This window comes from Amycolatopsis rifamycinica, from assembly GCF_000695625.1.
Classification (GTDB): Bacteria; Actinomycetota; Actinomycetes; order Mycobacteriales; family Pseudonocardiaceae; genus Amycolatopsis; species Amycolatopsis rifamycinica.
Map to the genome: position 1 here is coordinate 135,433 of NZ_JMQI01000083.1, position 26,977 is coordinate 162,409.

22 protein-coding genes are annotated in these 26,977 nt (G+C 72.8%); 10 read left to right on the plus strand and 12 right to left on the minus strand.

Annotation, left to right across the window (positions count from 1 at the left end; genetic code table 11):
- Window positions 1-17 precede the first annotated feature (17 nt).
- Entirely contained in the window at window positions 18-1,316 is a 1,299-nt protein-coding gene (locus DV20_RS41855) for a cytochrome P450 (RefSeq protein WP_043789370.1), read from the minus strand.
- 171 nt (window positions 1,317-1,487) lie between these two features.
- Here DV20_RS41855 and DV20_RS46050 point away from each other — a divergent pair, with 171 nt between their 5' ends.
- Complete coding sequence (locus tag DV20_RS46050) at window positions 1,488-1,625, plus strand: hypothetical protein (RefSeq protein WP_167344433.1); 138 nt, start codon at window positions 1,488-1,490, stop codon at window positions 1,623-1,625.
- A 14-nt stretch (window positions 1,626-1,639) separates the two neighbouring features.
- Complete coding sequence (locus DV20_RS41865) at window positions 1,640-3,763, plus strand: putative bifunctional diguanylate cyclase/phosphodiesterase (protein WP_043789372.1); 2,124 nt, start codon at window positions 1,640-1,642, stop codon at window positions 3,761-3,763.
- On the opposite strand, the gene DV20_RS41870 is transcribed toward DV20_RS41865, so the two are convergent.
- The 7 genes from DV20_RS41870 to DV20_RS41900 form a co-directional block, all read right to left on the minus strand.
- Window positions 3,706-4,635: a DMT family transporter gene (locus DV20_RS41870; RefSeq protein WP_043789374.1), complete on the minus strand. Its 930-nt coding sequence runs from the start codon at window positions 4,633-4,635 to the stop codon at window positions 3,706-3,708. The two genes, DV20_RS41865 and DV20_RS41870, sit on opposite strands and share 58 nt — an antisense overlap.
- 27 nt (window positions 4,636-4,662) lie before the next feature.
- A complete protein-coding gene (locus DV20_RS41875; RefSeq protein ID WP_200876614.1) occupies window positions 4,663-6,783 on the minus strand; it encodes an MMPL family transporter in 2,121 nt (706 codons plus the stop codon).
- A gap of 125 nt (window positions 6,784-6,908) precedes the next feature.
- Complete coding sequence (locus DV20_RS41880) at window positions 6,909-7,157, minus strand: hypothetical protein (protein WP_043789375.1); 249 nt, start codon at window positions 7,155-7,157, stop codon at window positions 6,909-6,911.
- Window positions 7,154-7,495, minus strand: coding sequence for an ArsR/SmtB family transcription factor (locus tag DV20_RS41885; RefSeq protein WP_043789376.1), 342 nt, complete (start codon window positions 7,493-7,495; stop codon window positions 7,154-7,156). The genes DV20_RS41880 and DV20_RS41885 overlap by 4 nt, the downstream gene beginning before the upstream one ends.
- A gap of 104 nt (window positions 7,496-7,599) precedes the next feature.
- On the minus strand, window positions 7,600-8,319 hold the full coding sequence (locus DV20_RS41890; protein ID WP_043789377.1) for a DUF2786 domain-containing protein: 720 nt from the start codon (window positions 8,317-8,319) through the stop codon (window positions 7,600-7,602).
- A gap of 17 nt (window positions 8,320-8,336) precedes the next feature.
- Complete coding sequence (locus DV20_RS41895) at window positions 8,337-8,912, minus strand: TetR/AcrR family transcriptional regulator (RefSeq protein WP_043789378.1); 576 nt, start codon at window positions 8,910-8,912, stop codon at window positions 8,337-8,339.
- Entirely contained in the window at window positions 8,891-9,688 is a 798-nt protein-coding gene (locus tag DV20_RS41900) for an SGNH/GDSL hydrolase family protein (protein WP_043789381.1), read from the minus strand. The genes DV20_RS41895 and DV20_RS41900 overlap by 22 nt, the downstream gene beginning before the upstream one ends.
- A gap of 214 nt (window positions 9,689-9,902) precedes the next feature.
- Between DV20_RS41900 and DV20_RS41905 the strand changes: the two genes are divergently transcribed.
- Window positions 9,903-10,880 (plus strand): NAD(P)H-dependent oxidoreductase, encoded by a 978-nt coding sequence (locus DV20_RS41905; RefSeq protein ID WP_043789384.1) that lies wholly within the window; start codon window positions 9,903-9,905, stop codon window positions 10,878-10,880.
- Window positions 10,881-10,884: 4 nt separating this feature from the next.
- Here DV20_RS41905 and DV20_RS41910 read toward each other — a convergent pair whose 3' ends face one another.
- Window positions 10,885-12,363, minus strand: coding sequence for a helix-turn-helix domain-containing protein (locus DV20_RS41910; RefSeq protein WP_051736353.1), 1,479 nt, complete (start codon window positions 12,361-12,363; stop codon window positions 10,885-10,887).
- A 98-nt stretch (window positions 12,364-12,461) separates the two neighbouring features.
- Between DV20_RS41910 and adh the strand changes: the two genes are divergently transcribed.
- Complete coding sequence (adh, locus tag DV20_RS41915; RefSeq protein ID WP_043789390.1) at window positions 12,462-13,985, plus strand: aldehyde dehydrogenase; 1,524 nt, start codon at window positions 12,462-12,464, stop codon at window positions 13,983-13,985.
- Here adh and DV20_RS41920 read toward each other — a convergent pair.
- The gene (locus tag DV20_RS41920; protein ID WP_043789392.1) at window positions 13,955-15,334 is read right to left on the minus strand and encodes a M20 family metallopeptidase; all 1,380 of its coding nucleotides are present in this window, start codon (window positions 15,332-15,334) and stop codon (window positions 13,955-13,957) included. The genes adh and DV20_RS41920 overlap by 31 nt on opposite strands.
- A gap of 55 nt (window positions 15,335-15,389) precedes the next feature.
- On the opposite strand from DV20_RS41920, the gene DV20_RS41925 reads away from it, so the two are divergent.
- From DV20_RS41925 to DV20_RS41945, 5 genes are all read left to right on the plus strand, one after another.
- Window positions 15,390-16,073 carry an MOSC domain-containing protein gene (locus DV20_RS41925; protein WP_043789394.1) on the plus strand — a complete coding sequence of 228 codons (684 nt, stop codon included), beginning with the start codon at window positions 15,390-15,392 and terminating at the stop codon, window positions 16,071-16,073.
- The gene (locus DV20_RS41930) at window positions 16,063-16,689 is read left to right on the plus strand and encodes a TetR/AcrR family transcriptional regulator (protein WP_051736354.1); all 627 of its coding nucleotides are present in this window, start codon (window positions 16,063-16,065) and stop codon (window positions 16,687-16,689) included. Before DV20_RS41925 ends, DV20_RS41930 begins: the two co-directional genes overlap by 11 nt.
- 129 nt (window positions 16,690-16,818) lie before the next feature.
- Entirely contained in the window at window positions 16,819-17,292 is a 474-nt protein-coding gene (locus DV20_RS41935; protein WP_051736355.1) for a hypothetical protein, read from the plus strand.
- A gap of 111 nt (window positions 17,293-17,403) precedes the next feature.
- Window positions 17,404-20,901: an ALF repeat-containing protein gene (locus tag DV20_RS41940; RefSeq protein WP_084093936.1), complete on the plus strand. Its 3,498-nt coding sequence runs from the start codon at window positions 17,404-17,406 to the stop codon at window positions 20,899-20,901.
- A gap of 34 nt (window positions 20,902-20,935) precedes the next feature.
- On the plus strand, window positions 20,936-21,460 hold the full coding sequence (locus tag DV20_RS41945; protein ID WP_043789396.1) for a hypothetical protein: 525 nt from the start codon (window positions 20,936-20,938) through the stop codon (window positions 21,458-21,460).
- 54 nt (window positions 21,461-21,514) lie between these two features.
- Here DV20_RS41945 and DV20_RS41950 read toward each other — a convergent pair whose 3' ends face one another.
- A complete protein-coding gene (locus DV20_RS41950) occupies window positions 21,515-23,080 on the minus strand; it encodes a beta-N-acetylhexosaminidase (protein ID WP_043789398.1) in 1,566 nt (521 codons plus the stop codon).
- A 65-nt stretch (window positions 23,081-23,145) separates the two neighbouring features.
- Window positions 23,146-25,014, minus strand: a complete 1,869-nt coding sequence (locus DV20_RS41955; RefSeq protein ID WP_043789400.1) for a propionyl-CoA synthetase — start codon at window positions 25,012-25,014, stop codon at window positions 23,146-23,148.
- A 185-nt stretch (window positions 25,015-25,199) separates the two neighbouring features.
- Between DV20_RS41955 and DV20_RS41960 the strand changes: the two genes are divergently transcribed.
- A complete protein-coding gene (locus tag DV20_RS41960) occupies window positions 25,200-26,972 on the plus strand; it encodes a serine/threonine-protein kinase (RefSeq protein ID WP_043789499.1) in 1,773 nt (590 codons plus the stop codon).
- Window positions 26,973-26,977: the final 5 nt, after the last annotated feature.

The following is a 26,977-nucleotide window of genomic DNA, read 5'->3' on the forward strand; positions in this document are numbered from 1 at the left end:
TCACCGGCGTGCCCGGGTCAGCGGGGGACCACCGTCATCGGGAGGCTGTCCGGGTACGCGGCGGAGGTGAACTTCACGCGGACCGGCTTTCCCGGCACCGGGACCAGGCGCCACCGCGCCGCCACCGTGGCCAGGGTGATCACGATTTCGTTCTGCGCGAAGCGGTTTCCGATGCACTGCCGGGTGCCCGCGCCGAACGGGATGAAGGCGCCCTTCGGCAGCTCGGCTGCCCGGTCCGGGGACCAGCGGTCCGGGTCGAACCGGTCCGGGTCGGTGAACGACGCCGGGTCGTGGTGGAGGGTGTGCGGGCTGATGATCACCTCCGCGCCCTCCGGCAGGCGGACGCCTCCGAGGTCCACTTCCGTCAGCGTGCGGCGCATGAGCATCCAGAGTGGATACAGCCGCAGGACCTCGTCGACCACCTGGCGGACGTATGTCAGGCGGGGAAGGTCTTCGACGGTGACCGGGCGGCCGCCCAGTACCCCGTCCAGCTCCGCGTGCACGCGCGCCTCGATGGCCGGGTGCCTGCCGAGCTCGTGGAACGTCCAGGCCAGCGCCAGCGCCGTCGTCTCGATGCCCGCGGTGAGCAGGGTGAGCACCTCGTCGCGCGCCTGCTCGTCCGTCATGCCGGCCAGCAGCAACGTCGACAGCAGGTCGCCGCGGTCCGTGGCGTCGCGGCGCCAGTCGTGGATCACCTCCATGACGATCGCCCGCATGCGGGTGATCGCCTCGTCGAACCGGCGGTTCCCGGGCACCGGCAGCTTTTCGACGAACTTGGGTGACAACGCGCGAATCATTCCCTGCTGGATGATCACGTAAATGGACCGGCGGGCTTCGGCGATCGCCGCTTTTCCCAGCTCCGTGGAAAACAGCGCTTCGCCGACGATCGTCACCGCGAGGCGCTGCATGTCGTCGTCGATCTCGCGCACTTCGCCCGCCCGCCACGAGCCGCTCACGTCCGCCGCCGCCCGCCGCATGATCTCCGCGTACGCGGCCAAGCGGTCGCGGTGGAACGCCGGTTGCATCAGCCGGCGCTGGCGGAGGTGGAAGTCGCCGTTCGAAAGCACCAAGCCATTTCCGACGAACGGCCGGAACTTGTCGAACATGGCGCCCTTGCGAAACTTCGGCCCCTCGTTGACCAGTACTTCGTGCGCCAATCGGGGGCTCGTGACGAAGTAGACGGGCGCCGGGCCGAGATAGAGCCGCACGATCTCGCCGTGACCGGGCAAAGCGTCGGTGAATGCGAAGCGTTGCCGCAGGAGTGCCGGAGTGTGCCCGAGAAAAGGCCACCGTCCGGGAGCGACCGGGACACTCATGCCTGCTCCCCGTTGCGCTATTGTGCGGATTTCCCAAGGAGACGGCTCACGGTAGGCGCGTCCGGTCGAACGGGACAGTGCCCGATCGGGTGGTGTCGGCTCACGCGGATGGCCCAGTAGCCGAGCCCCGGGGAATCGCTAAGCTCTTTCCGGTCCGACTGAACTGAGAAGGTGTTGTTCGTGACACGATCACCGGAATGGGCCCCGCCGGGTGTCGAGGTTTTCGCGTTTTCCGCCGGTATCGATATCGTCGAAGGCGGATCGGCCGGTCGCGGCGCGGTGAACGCCGGAATCGGCCGCACGATCTGATGCGGACTCCCCCCATGCCGATGATCGAATCCCAGCCGGACCGGCCCGACGCACCCGAGGTGGACCGCGGGCGGACCCGGCTCGCCCGCAAGTGGGCGTACCTGCTCAGCAGCGTGACCGTCGTGTCGCTGGGCCGGGAAGAGCTCGACGCCGAGCTCAAGAACCTGCTGGACACGCTGTGCGACGCCCTGCACCGCGCGTCCGCCGACCTGGCCCCGGCCGAGCGGATCGGCACGCGGCTGGTCGCGCTCGGCTACCTCGGCGAACCGGGGCTGCGGTGCACGCTCGACGTCCTCGGGAAGGGCCTGCCCGCGCTGCCCGAGTTCGAGGCGGTGGACGACGTCGCCGACCGGGTCGTGGCGGCGCTGGGCGCGCTCTCCTGCGGCTTCCTCCTCGCGCACGAACGCAGCGTCCTCGACCAGCAAGAGATCATGCACCTGTCGCTGCTCAAGGCGGTGCGGGACGCCCAGTGGAACCTCCGGCAGAGCGAAGCGCGTTTCGAAGAGGTGGTGACGTCGTCGGCGAGCGGCATCGCCGTCGTCGCGCTCGACGGCCGGATCGTGCGGGCCAACGCGGCGCTGGCCGAGATGCTGGGGCACCCGGCAGGCGAGCTGGCCGGCTCGGTGCTGTACGACCTCGTCCACCCCGAGTCCGTCGAAGTACTCCGCGACGCGATGACAGCGCTCCTGAACGGCGGCAAGGAGCGGATCCGGCAGTCGGAGCGGCTGCTGCGCCGGGACGGTGACGTCGTCCGCATCTCGCTCACCGCGTCGCTGCTGCGCGACGCCGAGGACCGGCCGTCGCACTTCGTCGTGGTGATCGAGGACGGCACCGAGCTGATGCTGCTGCAGGGCGAGCTGAGCCGCCAGGCGCTGCACGACGTCCTCACCGGCCTGCCGAACCGGCAGTACTTCGGCACCCACCTGGAGACGGCGCTGCGGCGCGCCGACCCGGCGTACGGTGTCACGCTGTTCCACGTCGACCTCGACGCGTTCGGCATGGTCTGCAACAGCCTCGGCCGCCGGGTCGGCGAGCAGCTGCTGGTGCACTTCGCCCAGCGGCTCAAGGCGGTGATGGCCCGCGAGAACGCCATGATCGCGCGGTTCCACAGCGACGAGTTCGGCATCCTGGTGGAGAACACCGAGTCGACGCCCGACATCGACACCATCGTGCGCGCGATCAACGACGAGCTCGCCGAGCCGTTCTTCGTCGACGGCCACGGGCTCGCGCTGTCGGCCAGCGCCGGGGTGGTGCACCGGCCGGCGAAGGGCATCGACCCGCTCGAGCTGCTGCGGCAGGCGGACCAGACGCTGCGGCGCGCCAAGGAGCGTCGTCGCGGCCAGTGGAAGATGTTCGACCGCGAGGCCGACGCCCACGACCGGCGGACGCAGGCGGTGGCCGTCGGCATGGCGGGGTCCTGGGAACACGGCGAGATCGGCGTGCGGTACCGGCCGATGGCGCGGCTGGCGGACGGCGAAGTCGCCGGCGTCGAGGCCCGCCTGCACTGGGACCGCCCGGAGGACACGGCGCTCTCGCACGAATGCTGCGTCGAGCTCGCCGAGTCGACCGGGCTCATGCTGCCGCTCGGCGACTGGCTGCTCCGCGCGGCGGGCCGCCAGGGCGAATGGTGGCGGCAGCGCGCGGGCTTCGGCTTCCCGATGGTCGCCGGCCTGACCGGGCACCAGGTCTCGGACGACGCGCTCGGCACCCGCGTGACGCGGTTGCTGCGCGACACCGGCCTGCCGCCCGAGCAGCTGATGCTCGGCGTCCCGGCCGGGGCGCTCCCGGTGTCCGGCGTCATCGAGAACGTCACCGCGCTGGCCGACCTTGGCGTGCACGTCATGCTCGACGAGTTCGGGCTGGGGCCCGACGACCTGCGCGCGATCGAGGACCTGCCGGTCGACATCGTGCGCGTCGACCGGCGGCTGGCCGAGTGGCAGGCGTGGTCGGACTCGACGTTCCTCGGCGCCCTGGTGCCGCTGGTCCGGCAGGTCGGCGCGACGCTCGTCGTCGACGGCATCCACACCGAGGACCAGGCGAACTGGTGGCGCACGGCCGGTGCGGACCTGGGGACGGGCGACTACTTCGGGGTGGCCAGGCCGCCGGCCGAGCTCGCCGGGCAGTTCGCCGGCACCTGAGGGACCTGAGGGACCCACCGGGTCAGGCCGACGGCGAGCAGTACGACAGCCATGCCGCCGACGACCCGCGGCGTCAGCGGTTCGCCGAGGAAGAGCGCGCCGAGCCCGACCGACACCACCGGCAGCAGGTAGCCGACCGTCGCCGCGGCCGTCGGGCCTTCGTCCGTGAGGATCCGGTAGTTGAGGTAGAACGTGATCCCGGTCCCGAAGACGCCCAGGATCGTCACCGCGACGACGGCGGTGAACGTCAGGTGCGGCGCCGCGGACGAGACCGGCAGGGCAAGGGCGGTCAACGCGGTGGCGGTCATCAGCTGCCCGGCCGACAGCGCGAGCGGAGCGCCGTCCGACGGCAGTTTCCGCGCCATGTAAGCGAATGCGACCGCGTAGCTGAGGCCGGCGCCGAGCAGGGCCAGCGCGCCGGTGCTCAGCAGCCCCGCCTGCTGCCAGGGCGCGAAGATCACGACGATGCCGGCGAAACCGAGGGCCAGCCCGAGCAGCCGCGCGGGGTTGAGCCGCCGTTCCGTCCCGAGCGCGACGCCGATCAGCAGCGACCACAGCGGGGTGGTGGCGTTCATGACGCCGGCCACCCCGGAGTCGACGGTGCGTTCCCCGACGGCGAACAGCGCGAACGGCAGCGCGTTGCAGAAGAACGCGGCGACGACCAGCCGGGCCCAGGTCCGGCGGTCCCGCGGCAGCCGCTGCCGGGCCGCGACCGCCAGGCCCAGCAGCGTCAGCGCGCCGAGGGCGCAGCGGACGAGGGTGAGGTGGACGGGGCTCAGCCCGGTCAGGGCCAGCTTGATCCAGAGGAAACCCGAGCCCCACAGCAGGGCCAGGACCACTATGCGGGCCGAAGCGCCCCGTCCACCGTTCATGCGATCAACGGTGCCGAAGAAGATCCGTCAGGACAAGTGAAGAGTTCTGGACGGAGCTTTAAGGCCTGCTACAGCTTGGGTGCGCCAGAGCCGGTCGCCGAACAGGGCCAGTGCGGCGGGCAGCAGGACACCCCGGACGATCGTCGCGTCGAGGAGGATGGCGAACGCCATGCCGAGGCCGAGCATCTTGTATTCGATCGCGGCGAGGCTGAGGAAGACGCTGAACACCCCGGTCATGATCAGCGCGGCGCTCGTCACCACCCCGGAACTGCTCGCGGTGCCCTCGACGATCGCCTGCCGGGCCGGCCCTCCGGACAGCCGCCGTTCGCGGATCCGGCTGAGGATGAAGACGTGGTAGTCGGTGCTCAGCCCGAACAGCAGCACGAAGAGGAACATCGGCAGCCAGCCGAGCACCCCGCCGTAGGGCGTGAAACCCAGCAGCGGCGCGAGAAAACCGTCCTGGAACACGAGGGTGAGCACGCCGTAGGCCGCACCGGCCGACAGCAGGTTGAGCAGGATCGACACGAGCGGCACCGCGACCGACCGGAACACCACGAGCAGCAGCACGAACGCCAGCAGCAGGATGAACCCGAAGGTGTACGGCGCCCGGGCGACCGCCTGCTCGGTGAAGTCGTGCGATTCCGCGGTGCGGCCCGCCACCGCGTAGCCGACTCCGTCGATCCGCCCGACCGTCCGCGGCAACAGGGTTTCCCGCAACGTCGTGAGCGCGCGGCTCGCCGTTTCGTCGTTGCCGGTGCCGCCGAGCGGGACGCGGACGACGAGCGCCTGGTCCACCGGGACGACCACGGCTGGTCGCGGTACTTCCGCGGTGAGCTCCTCGATCGCCCGGCGCAGCGCCGGCGTGTCGACCGGGCCGCCATGGGTGTTCCAGAGGACGACGTGGGCGGGCATCGTGATGCCGGGAAACGCTTCCTGCATCCGCACGGCCGCGTCGATCACCGGAATGCTGCGCGGCAGGCTCTCGGTCGGCGCCGGGTCCTGCAGCCGCATGCCCAGCGCGGGCAGGGTGAGCAGCACGAGCAGCGCGGTGGCGAGCCCGCTCCACAGCGCGGGCCGTCGGGTGACGACACCCGCCACCGCGGCCCAGAGCCGGGAACGCGCCGGACGGCGGCCCAGCCACGGGATGCGGCCGCGGTCGACGCGGGAGCCGAGCAGCGACAGCGTCGCCGGCAGCACCGTCACCGCGGCCAGGACGGCCAGGCCGACGACGAGGATCGTGCCCGCGGTCAGGCCCTGGAGGTTGTCGAGACCGGTGAACAGCAGGCCGGTCACGCACAGCACGACGGTCAGGCCCGACACGACGATGACGTGACCCGACGTCCGCGCCGCGATCCGGATCGACTCGTCGACGCCGTGGGCGCGTTCTTCACGGGCCCGCCGCAGGAAGAACAGCGAGTAGTCCACGCCGACCGCCATACCGATGAGCAGCGTGATGGCGGAAGTCGCGCTGTTGACCGGGATCCAGTTGTCCACAACGGACAGAAAGCCGAAGGTGGCGGCCACCGCGGTGCCCGCCAGCAGGACCGGGACCGCGGCCGCGACCAGCGAGCCGAACACGACCAGCAGGATCAGCACGGTGATCGGCAGGGAGCGGGCCTCCGAGCGCCCGATGTCCTCCTTGATGCTCTTGTCGACCGCGCCGGACACGCTGAGGTCGCCGGCCTGCGCGAGCCGGATGTCCGGGTGCCGGGCGGCGACCGTGCCGACGGTCGCGGTCGCCGTGGCCAGGTGAGTCCGGATTTCGGCGCCGCTGCCGGTGATCCGGAAGCTGACCAGTTCCGACCGGCCGTCGGCGGAGACCTGGGAGCGGATGTCCGCGGCCGCGCCCGACGTCGTCAAGGTCGTGGCGAGGTCGGCCGTGGCCGCGGGGGACGGGGGCTGGACGAGGACGTTTTCCCAGAAGGGCTCGCGGGTGTGCTGGCGGTCGAGGGCGGCTTGGCCGGTTCCGGCGTCGCCGGCGGGGCTCGATCGCGCGTCGGTGCCGGGGGCGAACGTGCCGAGGGCCCAGGCCAGCGCGACGAGCGCCAGCCAGCCGAGGATCGCGGCGGCGCGGTGCCGCAGCGACCAGTTCGTGACGCGTTCGGCCACCGGTCCCCGCCGGTGAGCCGGGATGCCTGCGGGCAGCATGAACTAAGGTCCTTCCGTGGAGGAGTGATCCGATGAGAGCTCGCCCTCGGGCGAGGTGGTTGCTTCTTCCTCCTGGGTCGCCGAGTTGCCGCTCGGCGGCCCAGGGCCTCAACTGCGTTTCGGGGTCAGTCGACCTCCTTGAGCACGCGTTCGATGGACCGCAGGCGGTCCTGGACGTCCCGTAGCTGCCGTTCGGTTTCTTCCTGCGTCCGGACGGCTTTCTCGGCCAGTGACCGGTATTCCTGCTCCCGCGCCAGCTTCGCCTTGGCGCGCCAGGTCGAGGCCAGCTGCACGATCGCGATCGAGAACACGACGGTGATCAGGACGAAGACCCCGATGACGCCGATGATCTCCTGCCACTGGTGCCAGTTCATTCCCGTCCCTCCTCGCCGTCCCCGTGGACGGATTCCGGTGTGGTCAGCGTCGGCACGGCGGCCGCGATCGTCTCCGGCGACAGCACGCCGGAGAACGGGGTGAGCTCGTAGAACCGCAGCGTCTTGCCGTCCTCGCCGGTCTCGAAGCTGGCGGTGACCAGGCCGGCGGCTTCGAGCTTGCGCAGGTGGACCTGCAGCAGCGCGCGGCTGATCCGCAGCTCGCGGGCCAGCTTGCTGACGTAGGTGCGTTCGGCGTGCAGGGCCGCGACGATCCGCAGCCGGTGCGGGTTGCCGAGGGCGCCGAGCTGCCGCAGGAGCTCGTCACCCGTCGTCCACATGCCAACAAAACTTAGCAGGTGGTGCGCCGGGGCGCCATCGGGGTGATCCCGGAGATCACCTCGGGTGTTTTCCGGCGCCGGGCGATGCGCGGCGACCGGGCGGCTCAGCGCAGGGCTTTCCGGCGCCGCGTCAGTGCGGCCGGGTCGAGGTTCGCCCGGGTGCCGGCGTCGTGGCCGTCGAGGTAGCCGCTGCCGGACAGCCGCCGGGGCGAGGCGGCGCGCAGGTCGCCGTACTCGGCGTCGAACGCGTGCTGGACCAGCTGGGTGCGGTCGCGGACCACCAGTTCCGCCGACCGCTCGCCGGGCACCGCTGTGCGGACGGCTTCCTGCTCGGCGCGGGAAAGCCGCTCGTGGACCGCGCGGGCGAAGCCGTGCAGCCACGTGCGCCGGTACGCCGCCAGGGATTCGCCGGGGAAGAACCCGCCCGGCCGGACGCGGGTCAGCTGCGTGCTCGCCTGCAGCAGCAGGCTGGTGAACAGCAGTTCCACCCGGCCGAGGTCGGACCGGTAGCCGAACACGGTGACGCTCTCGACCTTCTGGCCGAGGCGGTGCAGCAGCGTCCGGCAGCGCAGCGGGTACGCGACCGAGGTCAGGAGGCTCGCCTTGTCGCGGCTGTACGGGTCGTCCATCGGGATCTTCAGCGTGCCGATCTCGTCGTCACGCGCGCCCGACGCGGCGAGCATCGCCTGGTCGATGCCGTACCGCGCGACGAGCTCGGCGGCCTTCTGGTTGTACGCCTCGGCTTCCGCCTCGGTGACCGCCGGGTCCTCCGCCTTGGCCAGCAGCTTGCGGATGCGCTCGAGCTGCGGGTCTGACTCGGTCATGCCGAGAGGGTATTCGATCAGGTGTTCGGGCCAGTGGACCGGGGCGGCGTGTCGAGGTACGCGTCGAGCGTGACGGCCAGTGCCGCCTCGGGGGACGGTGCGAAACTCGCGCCGGCCAAGCCGCCCCACAGCCACAGCTGGGCGAGGCCGTGCAGCGCCGCCCACAGCGACGCCGCGACCAGCCGCGGGTCGGCGTGGTGCACCCCGGCCGCGGCGACCAGTGCCGCGAACTCGTCGAACACCGCGCTGGACGCCGCCGCCAGCGCCGGTCCTTCCGGGTCGATCAGGTCACGGCGGAACATCAGCTCGAACATCGCCGGGTTCTGCAGCGCGAAGTCGACGTAGCTGTGGCACGCCGCGGTGAGCCGCTCCCGCGGACCACCCTCCGGCAGCCGCGCGCGGCGTTCCAGCAGCTCCGTGAAGCCCTGGGTGGCGACGGCCGAAAGGAGCTCGGCGCGGCCGGAGAAGTGCCGCAGGGGTGCGCCGTGCGAGACCCCGGCGGCCTTGGCGATCCCGCGCAGCGTGACCGCGCCGACGCCTTCGCCGGCCAGCAGTTCCGACGCCGTCGTGATCAGGCGTTGCCGGGTGCCCACGCCTCGTCCTGGGTCATCGGGAGCAGGTCGGGGCGCTTGGGGAGGAAGCCGTCACCGGGCTGGCGGCCGATCAGCCGGTTGCGCGTGCGCGTCACGGCGACCGGCAGGACCTCGCGCACCAGCCACCGCACGTCGGCGCGCCGGCTGCCGGGCGCGGCGGTGCCGGGCAGCGGCGCGAGCCACGCGGGGTCGTGGTCGAGGCCGAGCCGGCCGAGGACGTAGGCGGCGAGCCGGCGGTGGCCGTGCGCGGACAGGTGCAGCCGGTCGGCGCCGAAGTAGCGCGAGTCGGCGACGGCCTGGTCGGGCCACAGGTCGATGAGCTGCGCGCCGTAGCTGACGGCGGCTTCGCGGATGGCCTCGTTGAGCGCGACGATCCGCGGCCGCATCCGGCTGCCCAGCGGCATCCGGCGGGAGACGTCGCTGAGCGTGAACGTGACGACCACGGGCGCGATCTCGGTGCAGGCCCGGATGGCGGCGTCGACCCGGCGGGCGACCGTGCGCGCGTCCCACCCCCGGCTCATGACGTCGTTGCCGCCGCCGAACAGGGCGACGAGGTCGGGCTCGAGCCGCGCCGCGGCCGGGAGCTGCTCCGGGACGATCTGGTCGAGCCGGCGCCCGCGGACGGCGAGGTTGGCGTAGCGGAAGCCGGGCTCGTCCTCCGCCAGGCGCGCGGCGACGAAGTCGGCCCAGCCGCGGTAGCGGCGCTGATCCGGGTACGGGTCGTCGAGGCCCTCGGCGCAGCTGTCGCCGACGACGACGAAACGGTGGTAGCTCATCCCGATCTCCGTAACCCGTGGTTCACCTTGCGGACACTGTCTATCAAACTTGTGTAGACGGTGTCTACTTCCGCTCACCTGCGCCAGGGGGCCAGCTTCTCGGGGTTCCGCATCGCCCAGATGCGCGTGATCCGGCCTGCCGGAACGTCAGGACCTGACGTTCCGGTGCCCTGCTTCGTCGTACCGGTCGAACCAACCGAACAGGGGAGAAACGATGACCAAGATCGGGATCGTGCTCGGCAGCACCCGTCCGGGCCGCGTGGGGGAGCAGGTGGCCCGGTGGGTCCACGAGCGGGCGGCACGCCGGGAGGACGCCGAGTTCGTCGTGCTCGACCTGCGCGACCACCCGCTGCCCCACCTCGAGGAACCGCCGGGCTTCTCGGGGCGGTACGAGGACGAGCGGACCCGGGCCTTCGCCGCCGTCATCGCGTCGTGCGACGGGTTCGTCTTCGTCACGCCGGAGTACAACCACTCGCTGCCCGGCGTGCTCAAGAACGCCATGGACCACGTCTACGTCGAGTGGAACACCAAGGCGGCCGGGTTCGTCTCCTACGGCGGCGCCGGCGGCGCCCGCTCGGTCGAGCAGCTGCGCCTGGTCTGCGGGGCCCTGCAGCTGGCCGACGTGGGCCCGCAGGTCACGCTGCCCCTGGCGACCGAATTCGACCTGGGCACCGTCTTCGCGCCCGGCGAACACCAGTTCGCGGCGCTGGACACCCTGCTCGGCCACGTCGTCGCCTGGAGCACCGCGCTGGCGCCGCTGCGGGGCGGGGAGGCGGCGGCAGCGGTCCGCGGCCGGCTCGACGAGGTCGTCGCGGCGCTGCGGGCCAAGGACCTCGACGCCCTGCGCGGGATCTACGCGCCGGACGTCGTGAGCTTCGACGTCGAACCGCCGCTGCAGCACGTCGGCGTCGACGCGAAGCTGAAGAACTGGGTGAAGGTGTTCACCACCTTCGAAGAGGTGGACTACGAGCTGCGCGACCTGACCGTCACCGTGGGCGTCGGGCTGGCCGTCGGGCACGGCTTCGGCCGGGTCAGCGGCACGTTGCCGACCGGGGAGGCCGTCGCCGGCATGTGGGTGCGGGTCACCTTCGTCTTCCGCCACCTCGGCGGCGCCTGGGTGATCGTCCACGACCAGGCGTCCGTGCCGTTCGACATGGCCTCCGGGCGGGGAGTGGCCGACCTCCAGCCGTGACGCCTCAGGCGAGCCGCGCGCGGTGGGCGGCCACGGCGGCCCGCCGCGGGTCGGCCGCCGGGAGCGTCCGCAGCAGCGTGTCGAGCACCGCGAAGTCGTCGGCCCCGCAGGAGGTCTCCCAGAACGACCACAGCACGGCGGGATCGCCGCTGTTCAACGCCACCTGACGCACCTGGGCCGTCAGCGTCTCGCGCTCCTCGCGGACCGCGGGGGCCTCCGACTCCGGCAGCAGCGGGCCGCGGAAGACGCGGGTCGCGTCGGCCGGGGTGCCGGACCGGACCGCGGCGCGGGCGCGGAGGAAGTCGGCGTCGACGTCCGCGGCCAGCCGGTACGGGCGCGTCTGCACCACCGACGCGCCGAGCTGGGTGCGCAGCCGGTGGATCTCCGCGCGGACCGTCACCGGGTTGCCCGTCTCGCCGTAGAGCTGCAGGGCCAGCCGATCCGCCGAGAGGCCGTTCGGGTGCAGGGCCAGCAGCGTCAGGATCTCCGCGTGCCGCAGCGTCAACGGCACTTCGCGACCGTCCACAGTGGTCGTGTGGGCGCCGTCGGACAGGTACTCCAGGCGCAGCCGGGCGCGGTGCGGTCCCGACGGGGAGGACAGCCGGAGCAGGTAGCCCTCGGCCAGCGGCTCCACCGTGGCGAGGCGGCCGTCGGGCAGGGCGACCGTGCCGCCGCCGCGCCGGACGTCCACTGTGGACGGCAGGGTGCACGCCTGGGCCGCGAGCACCCGGCCGGCCGCCGAAAGCAGTGCGCCCGGGCGGCCGCGCAGGGCCTCCAGGTGCGGCATGTTGACCCGCCGCAGCCGTTCGTCACGGACGGCCAGCTGGGCGCGCAGCTGGCCTTCCGCGAGCTGCGCGGTCGCCGTGACCAGGGAAAGCATGGCCGGGTGCACCGTGCGCAGCGGACCGCTGACGTCGATCGAGCCGAGCAGCACGCCGGTCTCGGGGTCGCGCACGGGCGCCGCCGCGCACGTCCAGCTGTGGTAGCGGCGGACGAGGTGCTCGGCCGAGTAGATCTGCACCGGCTCGCCGGTGGCCAGGGCCGTGCCCATGGCGTTCGTGCCGATCGCCGCCTCGCTCCACCGCGTGCCCTCGGTGAGCCCGACCCGGTCGCCGCGCACGAGCTGGCCCGCCGCGCCTTCGCGCCACAGGATCAGGCCGTCGGCGTCGGTGACGATCATCAGGTGCTCGGCGTCGTCGGCGATGCTCACCAGCATCTGCCGCAGCACCGGCAGCACGGGCGCCAGCGGGTGGGCCTCCCGGAGCGCGGCGAGGGCGGCGGCGTCGTGGACGAACGGGGCTTCGCCGTCGTCCGGGTCGACGCGGGCGGCGAGCGAGCGGCTCCACGAGTCGGAGACCAGGGAGCGTGGCGAACGCGGGCCCGGCACGCCGGCCAGCACCGCCTCGCGGACGTGCCGCAGGAGCCGCGCGTACGACTCGGGGTCGCGCAGCAGCTCGGGTTCCGGCGCCGGTGCCACGTCCACCAGCGTAGGTACCGGGCGCACGGCGGTGCAACGCGCTTGCAACGTTGCCGGGCCTACCTTCCCGGCAACCCGTCACTCCGAGCAACGAGGCAGGGAAGATGGTCCAGTACGCCGCACCGAACACCGAAGGCAGCGTCGTCAGCTTCGCGTCGCGCTACGACCACTACATCGGCGGGGAGTACGTGCCGCCCGCGAGCGGCCGGTACTTCGAGAACCCGACGCCGGTCACCGGGAAGACGTTCTGCGAGGTCGCCCGCGGCACCGCCGAGGACGTCGAGAAGGCGCTCGACGCGGCCCACGGCGCGGCGCCGGCGTGGGGCCGGACCTCGATCGAGGAGCGGGCGAACACGCTGCTCAAGATCGCCGACCGGATGGAACGGAACCTCGAGGCCATCGCCGTCGCCGAGTCGTGGGAGAACGGCAAGCCGGTGCGCGAAACGCTGGCCGCCGACATCCCGCTGGCCATCGACCACTTCCGCTACTTCGCCGGCGCCCTGCGCGCGCAGGAGGGCGGCATCTCGCAGATCGACGAGCACACCGTCGCCTACCACTTCCACGAGCCGCTCGGCGTGGTCGGCCAGATCATCCCGTGGAACTTCCCGATCCTGATGGCGGTCTGGAAGCTCGCGCCGGCGCTCGCCGCGGGCAACGCGGTCGTGCTCAAGCCGGCCGAGCAGACGCCGGTGTCGATCCACGTGCTGATGTCGGTCATCGGGGACCTGCTCCCGCCGGGCGTGGTCAACATCGTCAACGGCTTCGGCCTCGAAGCGGGCAAGCCGCTGGCCTCGAGCAACCGCGTCCGCAAGATTGCGTTCACCGGTGAGACCGCCACCGGGCGGCTGATCCTGCAGTACGCCAGCGAAAACATCATCCCGGTGACGGTCGAGCTCGGCGGCAAGAGCCCGAACATCTTCTTCGACGACGTCGCGGCGGCCAACGATTCCTTCTACGACAAGGCACAGGAAGGCTTCGCGCTCTTCGCGCTGAACCAGGGCGAGGTCTGCACGTGCCCGTCGCGGGCGCTGATCCAGTCCGGCATCCACGACCGGTTCCTCGGCGACGCCGTCGAACGCGTGCGGAAGATCAAGCAGGGCCACCCGCTCGACACCGAGACGATGATCGGCGCGCAGGCCTCGGGCGACCAGCTCGAGAAGATCCTGTCCTACATCGACATCGGCAAGCAGGAGGGCGCGGAGATCCTCACCGGCGGCGCCCGCTCCGACCTCGGCGGCGAGCTCTCCGGCGGCTACTACGTCGAGCCGACGGTGTTCAGCGGCGACAACAAGATGCGGATCTTCCAGGAGGAGATCTTCGGCCCGGTGGTCTCGGTGACGAAGTTCGACGACTACGCGGACGCGCTGAAGATCGCCAACGACACGCTGTACGGCCTGGGCGCGGGCGTCTGGTCGCGGGACGGCAACGTCGCCTACCGGGCGGGCCGCGACATCCAGGCGGGCCGCGTGTGGGTGAACAACTACCACGCGTACCCGGCGCACGCGGCCTTCGGCGGGTACAAGGCGTCCGGCATCGGGCGGGAGACGCACAAGATGATGCTGGACCACTACCAGCAGACGAAGAACCTGCTGGTGTCCTATTCGGACCAGCCGCTCGGGTTCTTCTGATGCGCGGGCGGCGCTGAGCCCAGCGCGTCGAACAGCGCCGTGGCGAGCACCAGTCCCTCCCGGGCCACCGGGGCGAGCAGGTGCTCGTCCGGCGCGTGCTGGTTGCAGCCGGGGTACGAGTGCGGCAGCCACAGCGTCGCCAGGCCGAGGACGTCGGTGAACACGTGGTTCGGCAGGCCGCCGCCGAAGTTGGGCAACAGGGCCACCGGGCGGTCCGCTACCTCGTTCAGCGCCGTCCGGGCCCAGCTCACCCACGGGTTCCCGACCGGGGTGCGGCTCGCGCGGAAGCCGGCTTCGGTCGTCACCGAAACCATCGGGAACCCCCGCGCGGCCAGGTGCTCGCGGAGGACGGGCGCGATCCGGCCGACGTCCGTCCCGGCGACGTAACGCAGCTGCAGCACCGCCCGCGCGCGGCCCGGGATCGCGTTGACCGGGCGGTCGACGTCCGCCGCGGCCAGCGAGAGGACCTCCAGGGTGTTCCAGCCGTACAACCGCTCGGCGGGGGTCAGCCGCGGGTCGCCCCACGTGTCGTCCGGCTCCGGGACGACGACGTGCGCCAGTGCCTCGCGCACGGACCGCGGCAGCTCCGGCGGCAGCAGTTCCGGCACCTGGACGCGGCCGTGGCCGTCGACCAGGCTCGCGATCGCGCCGGCCAGTGTCGTGGCCGGGTTGCGCAGGACGCCGCCCCAGTTGCCCGAGTGGTGACCTCCCGGGTGCAGGTCGACGTCCAGGCCGATCCGGATGCCGCCGCGGGCGCCGAGGAACAACGTCGGTGTCGCCGCGTCCAGGCGGGGGCCGTCCGAGGCGATCAGGACGTCCGCCGCCAGCAGCTCCTTCTCCTGCGCGGCGAACTCCGCGAGCCCCGGCGAACCGATCTCCTCGCCGGTCTCGAACAGGAACTTGAGGTTGAAGCCCAGCCGGCCGCGCCCGGCCAGCACCAGCCGCAACGCGGTCAGGTTGATCAGGTGCTGGCCCTTGTTGTCGGCGGTGCCGCGGCCGTACCAGCGGTCGCCGTCGGCGGTCAGCGTCCACGGGTCCCGGCCTTCGCCCCACGGCCCGGCTTCCCCGACGACGTCGGCGTGGCCGTAGCACAGCAGCGTCGGCAGCTCGGCCGACTCGAGCCGGACGCCGACGAGGAACGGGCCGCCCGCCGGGTCCGGGTTGACGTGCTGGGTCACCTCGCAGCCGAGCGCGGTCAACGCCGGTGTCAGGACCTCGTCGAAGTAGGCCTGGATCGCGGCGCGGCCGTCCGCGGCGTCGCTGACCGTGGGGTAGGCGACCAGCCCGGCCAGCTCGGCGAAGAGAGCGCCGGAGTCGACGTGGGCGCGGGCCTGGCCGAGCAGTTCCATGACCGCCAGCCTAAAGGCGGCGAACTATACGAACGGTCGTGCTACCTTCTGCCTCATGAACGTCGACGGCGTGTTTGTGGGGGAACCGAGCGTGCTGGGCCTCCGGCGGGACCGGCCGGTGCTGAGCGCGATCACGAAGGCCCGGGTCACGGCCCCGGAGCTGAACCTGACCGAGCTGAACCTCGACGGCGACCGGCAGGCTGACCTCACCGTGCACGGCGGGGTCGACAAAGCGGTCTACGTCTACCCGGCCGAGCACTACCCGGCCTGGGCGGCCGACGGCCTCGAGGCCGAACCGGGCGGCTTCGGCGAGAACGTCTCGCTGTCCGGGGCCACCGAGGACGACGTCCGGGTCGGGGACGTCTGGGCCTGGGGTGACGCGCTGGTCCAGGTTTCGCAGCCGCGGCAGCCGTGCTTCAAGCTGGCCATGAAGACCGGCCGCAAGGACGTCACGCCGCTGATGATCGACAGCGGGCGCAGCGGCTGGTACCTGCGCGTGCTGCGGCCCGGCACGGTGCCGACGGCCGGGCCGGTCGAGCTGGCCGAACGCGCGGACGGCCCGACCATCGCCGAGGTGTACCTGGTCGCCTTCGCCAACTACGGGCAGCTGCCGGAGGACAAGGTCGGGGCCGCGCTCGACCTCGCCGACCGCGTGCTGGCCACGCCCGCGCTCGCGGCGTCCTTCCGCGGCGGCGTGCAGTCCACTGTGGACCGCTGGCGGGCGCGGCGTGCCGGTTGACGGCCGGATCGCCCGCGGCGACGCGACCCGGCGCCTGGTGCTGCGCCGGGCCGTGGACGTCGCTTCGGTCGACGGCCTGGAGGGCCTGTCCCTCGGCCGGCTGGCGGCCGAGCTGGAGCTGAGCAAGAGCGGGGTGTTCGCGCTCTTCGGCTCCAAGGAGGAACTGCAGCTCGCGACGATCGACGCGGCGTGGGAGATCTTCCGCTCCCACGTCGTGGCCCCGGCGCGGGCGGAGGCACCCGGGCTGCCGCGGCTGCGCGCGGTGTGCGAGAAGTGGCTGGACTACTCCGAACAGCGGGTCTTCCCGGGCGGGTGCTTCTTCTTCAACGTCGGCGCGGAGTTCGACGCGCGCCCGGGCCGGGTGCACGACGCGGTGGCGGCGGCGAGCGGTGCGTTCGCCGCCTTCCTCCGGGAAACCGCGGAGGAGGCGGTCGCGCTCGGGCACCTCCGCGCGGACGCCGAGGTGCTGGCCTTCGAGCTCCACGCGCTGGGCCGCGCGGCCAACGCCGACGCCGTCCTCGACGGCGGCACCCGGCCCTACGCGCTGGCCCGCCGCGCGATCCGGGCGCGGCTGGGCTTGGCGGGGCCTGGCTCGGCGGGCCGGCCCGGCGCGTGATCCCGGCCCGGCGGGCCGGCGCCCGTGATGTCGGGTTTCGGTTGACTTCGCCGGTGTGTTCTCCGTAAGATCGGTTTCGGATCGGGGATTCGGGGGCGGCCTTGGCTGCCTTTTCAGGGGGATAAAACTGTGAAGAAGTTCGTGCGCCCGCTTGTCGCGGGTGCTCTTTCTGCTGCCGTTCTGCCGTTCGTTTCCGGGACCGCCGTCGCGGACGACGTGCCGCCGCCGATCGTCGAGGAGTACGACTACCCCGGCGCCGACGCGATCTACGCGCAGTACCACATCCGGCTGCTCAAGGGCGACGGGCACATCCTGTTCACCGACTGCGGCGCGACCGGCCCGCTCGTCAAGGTGTGGAGCCGGATCGCCGAGCGTTCCTACTTCTGCTTCCGCGTCACCGGGGAATCCGGTTTCCTGACCATGGACGTCCCCGACGTCTTCGCGATCACCGGCGACACCCACGAGCTCAAGGCCACCGTGGTGATCAAGGGCACCGCGACGCCCACCGACGTCATCAAGAACACCTACACGCCGGTCGGCGAGGGCGTCGACCCGCAGAACGGGTTCACGCCGCTCGTCGAATTGCGATCCGGCCGATCCTGATTCGACCGGTGACGCACCGCTGATCGGTATTCCATCCATTCACGCGGTCCGGCCGCGCTGATTTTCCGCTCGGCCGGATCCGCGATTTCGTCGTGCCCAGGGGGAGACGAGATGAAATCGTTCCGCAGACCCGTGGCCGCCGTGCTCGCCGCGGTCGGCGTCCTTTCCGGGGTGACCGCGCTGCCCGCGGCCGCCGCCGAACCGGCGCCGCCGAGCGAGCGGCTCCAGGCCCTCGAACAGCTCCGGACCGGCGGTCCCGGCGTCCAGACCGCCGCCGAGCGGGCCCTCACCGGCTCCGACGCGGACGTGCACGCCTTCCTCGCCGCCGGGCTCGCCGTCGCCGCCGAGCAGGACCTGCGCGTGCGCCTCTCGCAGCTCGTCTCCCGGGCGGGCCCGGGGCTGCGGCGCGCCCTGCAGACCGCGGCCGGCGGCACGGTCCCGCAGATGCAGGCCTTCCTCGACACCGGCTGGCAACAGCCCACCCTCGACGACCTGCGCGTGCAGGTCACCCAGGCGCTGGCCTCGGGCGGCCCGGGCGTCAAGCGCGCCGCGCAGGCGGCGCTGGCCGGCACCCCGGAGCAGCAGCGCGAATTCCTCAGCACCGGCCGGGCGCGGGCCCAGGCCGGCGACGACCGCGTGCGCGTCACCCAGCTGATGGCGGCGGGCGGCCCCCAGGTCAAGCGGGCCGCCCAGATCGCGCTGGACGGCACCGACGAAGACCTCTCGCGCTTCCTCACCGCCGGCTACCCGGTCGCGGTCGCCCAAGACCACGAAACCCTGACCGTGGCCCAGCTCGCGGACCTCGCGGCGGATGCGCAGGCGCGCGCCGCGGTCCAGACGGAAGCCGCGAAGGAAGCCGCCGCCCAGGCCCTGCAGGCCGCCGAGCTCGCCAAGCAGGCGGCTCTGCGGGCGGCCCAGGAGACCGAGGCGGCCCGCAACGACTCCCTGACCGCGGCCGCTGCGGCCGGCCGGGCCGCGGACGCGGCGAGGCGGGCCGCCGAGGCGGCCAGGACGGCGATCCGGGCGGCCTCCGCGGCCACCGAGTCGGCGCGGATCGCGGCGAGCGCGGCGTCCCAGGCCGCCACCGCCGCCGTGCAGGCCGGCCAGGCCGCGACCAACGCGCGCAACGCGGCGGCCGCGGCAGCGTCCGATGCCGGTCAGGCGGACCGGGCCCGGCAGGCCGCGCTCGACGCCCGTCAGGTCTCGTGGAACGCCCGCAAGGCCGCCGACGCCGCCCGTGGTGCGGTGGCCGCGGCCCTCGCCGCCGCCGGTGCCGCCAGCGCCGCCGCGTCCGCCGGTCAGCACGCCACCGCGGCCGGTGACGCCGCCGACGCCGCCGGCGGGTTCGCCGAGCAGGCCGGCGCGCAGGCCGAACGCGCCCGGCGCGCGGCCCAGCAGGCGAAGCGCCAGGCCGCCGAGGCCACCCGGGCGGCGAACGCCGCCACCGCACTGGCGAACGAGGCGGTCGGCGCGGCCAACCAGGCCGCCGCGGCCGCGGATTCGGCCGCCGCGCACGCCGAGGCGGCGGCCACCGCCGCCGAGGAAGCCGCGGCCCACGCCGGGGAAGCCGCGCACGCGGCCGAACGAGCCGAAACCGCCGCGCGCGAAGCCGACAACGCCGCGAAGGACGCGAAGACCGCGGCCGACACCGCCGCGACCGTCGCCGAGACCGCGCGCAAGGCCGACGAGGAGCGGCTGGCCCAGCAGGAGGCGGAGGAGACGACCGACGCCGAAGCCGCGAAGGAAGCCGAAGCGGACGCCCAGGCGGACGCCACCTGGACCGCCGGGGAAGAAGCGAAGCTCGACGCCGAAACCCAGCGCCTGCTCGCCGAAGCGCGGACGCCGGGCGCCGACCCGGCCGTGGTGACCCGCAACGGCCGCAAGGCCGCGGCGGCCCTGCGCAAGCTCGGCGGCCCGTTCACCCGCACCGCCGCGGACACGGCGCTGATCGGCGACGACTACGACGTCAAGGCGTTCGTCACCACCGTCCAGCCGGCGACCGTGCACAAGGACGACCGGGCCAGCGTCGCGGCCATCGCGGCGTCCACGGCCCACCCGGCCGAGGCGACGACCGCACGGACCGCGATGGCCGGCACCGACGCGCAGGTGCAGGACTTCCTGCGCAACCGCCGGTACCCCGGCAGCGAAACCGACGACCGGGTGCTCGCCACCCAGATCGTCGCCGGGGGCGGACCCGGCGTGCAGGCCGCGGGACGGCGGGCGCTCGACGGCACCGCCGACGACGTCCGGGCGTTCCTGCGCACCGGGCAGTACACCGCCCGGGAGGCCGATGACCGGGTGCTGGCCACGCAGGCCGTCTCGACCGGCGGGCCGGAGGTCCGTGCCTCGGCACGGGCCGCGCTGGCCGGGCCGGCGGGGGTGGTCCGGACGTTCCTGGAGTCCGGGCTGTACCGGGCGAGGCAGCGGGACGCGCTGACCGCGACCCACCGGGCCGAGGTCGCCGGGTACGTCGCCGACGCCGCCCGCTCGGCGGCGCTGGCCCGCCAGAACGCGGCCGAGGCGGCCAAGGCCGCCGCGGTGGCCCGGGGCGCGGCCGAGGACGCGGCCCGCTACGCCCAGCAGGCCAAGGACTCCGCGGACCTGGCCAAGACCTACGCCGCGCAGGCCGCCGCGTCGGCCCAGGACGCCAAGGCGTCGGCGGACGCGGCGGTGCAGTCGGCGAACCAGGCCCGGCAGGCCGAGGCCGCCGCCCAGCAGGCGGCCCAGCAGGCCCAGCAGTCGGCGAACCGGGCGCAGGCGTCCGCTTCGGACGCGGCGGCGTCGGCCTCCGACGCCCGGGCGGCCGCCGACGCCGCGGCCGCGTCCGCCGCGGCCGCCAACCTCAGCCGGGACCAGGCCGTGCAGGCCGCGGCCGACGCCTTCCAGCGGACGATCGACCTCTACCTGCGGGAGATCGCCGAGGCCGCGGGCGGCAGCCGTCCGGACATGACCGACCCCGACGGGCATCCCTACAGCGACGACCAGGCGGGCCACCCGGCCTACCACGAGCCGGCGCCGTGGGAGCGGGCCGCGCTGCAGGAGTACATCCACATGCTCTCCACGGAGCAGGGCGCGGCGGCGCTGTTCGTCTGCAACAACCGGCCGATCACCTGCGCCCTGTTCAACCACTGGGCGAGGGCGAGCGGCAAGGACTACGTCCTGAGCGGAGACCAGATGAACAGCTTCTACAACGACCCGCAGTGGCAGGCCGCGCTCAACGGCAAGCTGGCGGCCTACGCCAACCAGGCGGCGGCCAAGTGCACCGGGCCGGTCGGGTCCACCTGCGCGCTGAAGCTGGACACGAACTGGCTCGGCGGGCAGTTCACCGAGGTGTCCGACCACATCTTCGCGTTGCACTCGTTCGAGTACCGGGTCACCGGCGACCTGACCGCCCGGGTGACCGGCGACGGGACGGTGCGGCTGACCGGCGGCTACCGGGTGGACCTCAAGAAGGCGTACAACTTCGACCCGGAGAAGCCGCCGATCACCGTGCACGGGGTCGACTACAATGTGAAGGACCTGGCGCAGATGCCGACGGTCGGCCTCGCGCAGGACTTCACCGTGGTGGGCAGCACGAACCAGAACCTCGACGTCGCGGGGCACCGATGAATCCGCCGAATCCGCCGGAATCACGAGGAGTGCGATGCGTGCACGGCCGCTGACGGCCGTTCTCGGGCTCCTCGCCGCGGCCGCCGTGCTGGCCGGCTGCGGCAAGGAGCCCGACCCGCGGGCGTACCCGGGCAGCGAGAGCGGGGTGAGCTGGGAGGACGCCGCGGCGCGGTACCGGATCTCGCTCCCGTCGTGCCCGGTCGAGGGCTTCCGCTTCGACGTCCAGCCGCCGCTCACCGACCGGCTGGCGTTCACCTTCACCGCGGCGAAGTCCTGTGTGGACGGTTACCTGCGGCAGTACGGCGCCGACCCGGCGAAACCGTTCGGGCACTGGCCGACGGGGGTGTCGGGGACCACGGGCGGGGCCACCATCGGGCCGTCCGCCCCGCCGTTCGACGCGGACGAAATGCAGCGGTTCGGGTGGGTGCTCGACCCGGCCGTGCGGTACGACGAGTACGACACCTTCCACGCGCCGGACCGGTGGTCGACGTTCAAGGTGCTCGTCAAACCGGGACCCGACCGGGAAGTCGTCTACCTCCGCAGCGTCACCCTCGGCTGAGGTCGTGAGGGGTAAGGCCGCTTCCGACCGGCCTTACCCCTCACGACGGGGCGCTCACTTCCAGTCGACCTGGGGGGAGCGGTAGAAGTCGATGCCCTGCGCCACCCAGCGCGGGGCCTGCTTCGCCAGCCGCGCGCGGTAGGCCTCCCAGTCGTGGGTCGCCTTCGGGGACCAGCCGATCTCCGCGATCCCCGGCAGCCGCGGGAAGGCCATGTACTCGATGTCGTCGCTGGTGCGGATCGTCTCGGTCCACAGCGGCGCTTCGACGCCCGCGACCTGGCTCTCGCCGACGCCGTCGACCAGCGCCGCCGGATCCCAGCCGTAGCCGTCCTTCACCTCGATCAGCGCGGCCCAGTCCTGGCCGAGCGGCGTCTGCGGGGTGTACTTCATGTCGAGGTAGGCGTAGTTGGCCGGCGACATGAGGATCTTGTTGCCGCGCGCGGCGGCCGCGGCGACGTCCGGGTTGCTGCCGCCGAAGTCCCAGTACTGCGGGACCGCCGACACCGGCGGCACCGACTTGGCGATCTCGTGCCAGCCGGTGACCTTCTTGCCGTACTTGGCGACGATCGGCTGCACCTTCCGCTCGAAGGCCAGGTAGTCCGCGGGCGGCGTCGAGTGGGCTTCGTCGCCGCCGATGTGCAGGAACGGGCCGGGGGTGAGGGCCGCCAGTTCGCGCACGACGTCCTCGACGAACCGGTAGGTGATCGGCGAGGAGATGCACAGCGAGCTGTAGCCGACCTCGGTGTCCGTGCGCGGCGGGACGGCCTTCCCGTCGCAGTTCAACTCCGCGTACGTCGACTGCGCCGCGTTCGTGTGGCCCGGCATGTCGATCTCGGGGATCACCGTGATGTGCCGCGAAGCCGCGTACGCGACGATGTCCCGGTACTGCGCCTGCGTGTAGTAGCCACCCGGGTCGCCGTCGACCGCGGTCCTGCCGCCGACCGTCGCCAGCTTCGGCCAGCTCTTGATCTCGATCCGCCAGCCCTGGTCGTCGGCCAGGTGCAGGTGCAGCGTGTTGACCTTGTACTGGGCGATCTGGTCGATGTAGAGCTTGACCTGGTCCGGCCGGAAGAAGTGCCGGGCGACGTCCAGCATCGCGCCGCGCTCGGCGAACCGCGGGTAGTCGAGGATCGTGCCGCCGGCGACGGTCCACGCCCGGTGCTGCACGCGCTTGGCCTCGATCGCCGAGGGCAGCAGCTGCCGCAGCGACTGCACGCCTTCGAAGAGCCCGTCGGCGGTGTTGGCCTTCAGCGTGACGCCGTCGCGCGCGACCTTCAGCCGGTAACCCTCGGTGCCGATCCGCGGGTCGTGGCCCAGCTCGAGCGAGATCGCGGGCAGCCCGGCGGCGTGCGGCACGACCGGCAGCGGGTAACCGGTGGCCGGACGGAGCAGGCCGCGCAGGTAGTCCGCGACCTGGCCGGCGCCGCGGCCGGCGGTGATCACGGTGGCCGGCGTGAGCCGGAAATCGCCGCGCGGATCGGCTTTCGCCGAGACGGGCGCCGGCACGACGTCGGTCACGCTGCGTTCGGGGACGGCCGGGGCGGCCGTGGCGGAAGCGGGCAGGCCGGCGGCCGTGAGACTCACGACGGCCGCGGTCAGGACGGCTCGGGACAAGCGCATCGAAGCACCTCCGGTGGGGACTCCCTTGCAAAGGTACAGACCAGCAGGGGTATTTGGAACAGTCCTTAACGAAGGGCGGCCCGGATGGCCTCCAGCACGCTCGGATCCTCGATCGTGGAGGGCACGGCTTCGTCGCGGCCGTCGGCGATCGCGCGCATCGTCTTGCGGAGGATCTTGCCCGACCGCGTCTTCGGCAGCGCGTCCACAATGGACACGTCACGGAACGCGGCGACCGGGCCGATGTCCCGGCGGACCATCGCCACCAGCTCGTCGCGCAGCCGGCCCGCGTCGATGTCCATGCCCGCCTTGAGCACCACGAACCCGCGCGGCAGCTGGCCCTTGAGCTGGTCGGCCACGCCGATCACCGCGCACTCGGCGACCGCCGGGTGCGCGGCCAGCACGGCCTCCATCGACCCGGTGGACAGCCGGTGCCCGGCGACGTTGATGACGTCGTCGGTCCGGCCCATGACGAACAGGTAGCCGTCTTCGTCGAAGTAGCCGGAGTCGCCGGTCAGGTAGTGGCCTTCGTAGCGCGAAAGGTAGGCCTCGCGGTAGCGCTCGTCGTCGCCCCACAGCGTCGGCAGCGAGCCCGGCGGCAGCGGCAGCTTCACCGTGATGGCGCCTTCGCGCCCGGCCGGCAGCTCCTCGCCCGCCTGGTCGAGGATCCGGACGTCCCAGCCGGGGACCGGCTTGGTCGCGGACCCGGCCTTGACGTCCATCGGCTCCAGGCCACGCGGGTTGGCGGCGATCGGCCAGCCGGTCTCGGTCTGCCACCAGTGGTCGACGACCGGCACCCCGAGCTTCTCGTGTGCCCAGTGGTAGGTCTCCGGGTCGAGGCGCTCGCCGGCCATGAACAGCGTCCGGAACTGCTTCAGGTCGTACTTCGCCAGCTCGCGGGCGTCCGGGTCGACCTTCTTGACGGCCCGCAGCGCGGTCGGCGCGGTGAACAGCGCCTGGACGCCGTGCTCGGCGATGACCCGCCAGAACGCGCCCGCGTCCGGCGTGCCGACGGGCTTGCCCTCGTACATCACTGTGGTCGCTCCCACCAGCAGCGGCGCGTACACGATGTAGGAGTGCCCGACGACCCAGCCGACGTCGGACGCGGTCCACCAGACGTCGCCGGCGTGGATGTCGTAGACCGCCTCCATCGAGTACGCGAGCGCGACGGCGTGGCCGCCGGTGTCACGCACGACGCCCTTCGGCTTCCCGGTCGTCCCGGACGTGTACAGGATGTACAGCGGATCGGTGGCCGCGACCGGCACCGGGTCGGCCGGGTCGGCGGTCGCCGCCAGCTCGCGCCAGTCGAAGTGGCGGCCGGCCGTGGCCGGTGCCTGCTCGCGCTGCAGCATGACGACGTGGTCGGGCTGGTGCTCGGTCATCCCGAGGGCGGCCTCGATGATCGGCTGGTACTCGACCACCCGCGTCGGCTCGATGCCGCCCGACGCGGCCAGGATGACCTTGGGTTTCGCGTCCTCGATCCGCGCGGCCAGCTCCTTCGGCGCGAACCCGCCGAAGACCACCGAGTGCACGGCCCCGATCCGCGCGCAGGCCAGCATGGCGATCGCGGCTTCTGGCACCATCGGCAGGTAGACGATCACCCGGTCACCCCGCGTGACCCCGAGCGAGCGCAGCGCGCCGGCGAACCGCGCGACGGTGTCCCGCAGCTCCTCGTAGCTGTATGTCCGTTGCTGTCCGGTTACGGGAGAGTCCCAGATCAGCGCGGCCTGGCCGCCGCGGCCGGCCTCGACGTGCCGGTCCAGCGCGTTGTACGAGGTGTTCAGCTCGGCGTCCGGGAACCACCGGTAGAAGGGCGGGTTCGTGTCGTCCAACGCCCGCTCCGGCGCTCTGGTCCAGCTGATCGACCGAGCCGCGGCCAGCCAGAACGCGTCCCGCTCGGCCAGGCTGCGCCGGTAGGCTTCGGAGTACGCGCCCATGCTCCGCTCCTTCGCGTAGGACGTTGCGCCGATCCCCATCATGGCGTGGGAGCGCCGGACGCGCCGGATTCCCCCGCGGAAAGACCCGGCAACCTCACGGAGCCCGGGAGCGTCCTAAGCTGGACCGCGGGGAAACGCCGCGTGACGGCCACGAAGTGAACACGGACAGTGAGGGGAGCCCGGCGGTGAACGGACTCGCGAGCGCGTTGCTCTCGCTAGCCCATTCCTTGTTCGGCCCGGGTTTCTGCCCCGGCGACTGGGTTTGGGCCACGAGTGCGGCCGGCGCGCTCGTCGCGCTGCTTCCGCCGATCGGCGCGGTCGCCGTGTCGATCATCCGGAAGGGCACCGGCAACCGCTACGACGCCACGACGCTTTCGGTGTTCGGCGCGATCGGCATGGTCAGCACGCTGGTGCTGCCGTGGCTGCTGGCCATCGGCGTCTCGGGCGTCTTCCAGGCGGCCTACGGCAAGAAGCCGACCGGGCTGTCCGCGACCGAGCTCAGCTCGCTGAACAGCGAGGGTGGCTGCTGGGTGGACAACCAGCGGGAGTACCTCGGTGGCGGCCAGACCGTCTTCGACGTGCTGTCCTCGCAGAACGGCAAGGACATGCCGTTCTTCGTGTACCTGCTGGCCTTCATCGTGCTGGGCGCCGGCTCGCTGTTCTTCGTGATGCTGCAGGGCCGGACGGCCTTCCGCCGCGGCCCGAAGTGGCCGTCGCGGTTCTTCTGGATCCCGTTCGCCGCGATGCTCGTGTTCAGCGTCGGCATGGAGGCGAACACCGCGCTGCACTTCTGGCTGGGCTTCCTGCCGTTCACCGTGCTGGGCCTGATCCCGGTCGCGATGGTCGGCCCGCCGCCGTGGTCGGTGATCAACCGGTCGGACCGCTCGGACGAGCCGCCGCCGCGCCGCCAGCCGGAGCTGCCGGGGCCGCCGCCGTCGCAGGTCCAGCCGCGCCCGACCCCGCCGCCTCCGCCGCCGCCCCCGGTCAACCGCCCGTACCCGAAGACGGCGCTGGCTTCCGCGCCCGAGCCGCCGTCACCGCCGCTGGGCGCGCTGGCCGCGGCCCCGGGCCCGATCCCGCCGCCGCCCGGCTCGCGCAACGCGGGCGGCAGCCGCTACCGCCGGGTCAAGCAGCTCGGCGCGGGCGGGTTCGGCACGGTCTGGCAGGCCGTCGACACCCAGCTGAACCGCACGGTCGCGCTGAAGATCGCGCACGCGCCGGACCGCGACACGGCCGAGCGCATGCAGCGCGAGGCCCGCGCGCTGGCCGTGGTCAGCCACCCGAACTGCGTCAAGGTGTACGACCTGGCCGAGGAGCCGGACGGCCTCGCGCTGGTGATGGAGTACCTCGAGGGCCGTCCGCTGGCCGAGCTGGTCGACGGGCAGGGCCCGCTCGACGACGTCGCCGCGGGACGGCTGTGGGCGACGATGGCGGGCGCGCTGGCGGCGGCGCACGAGAAGGGCGTCCTGCACCGCGACATCAAGCCGTCGAACATCGTCCTCGACCCGAGCGGCCTGGCCCACCTGATCGACTTCGGCATCGCCCGCAGCCAGGGCGACTCGAAGATGACGGCCACCGGGATGATGATCGGCACGCCCGACTTCGTGGCCCCGGAGCAGGCGATGGGTGCGACGGCGTCCCCGGCGTCGGACGCGTGGCAGCTGGCCGCGACGATCAGCTACGCGCTGTCCGGCCAGCCGCCGCGCGGGACGCGCGAGACGCCGATGGCCGCCCTGATGGCGGCGGCCCGGGCCGAGCCGGTGTCGCGGTTGCCGCAGCGGAGTGCCCACGCCCGCCTGCTGGCGGCGTCGCTGGACCCGGAGCCGCGCCGCCGCCCGACGCTGAACGCCGTGCGGCGCGAGGTCGAGGGGTGGCTGTCGCGGGCGGGCAAGTCCGCCGACGGCCCGGTGACGCGGGTGGTGCCGCGGCAGCCGGGGAGCGGCCTGCCCCGCCGCTAGCCGGG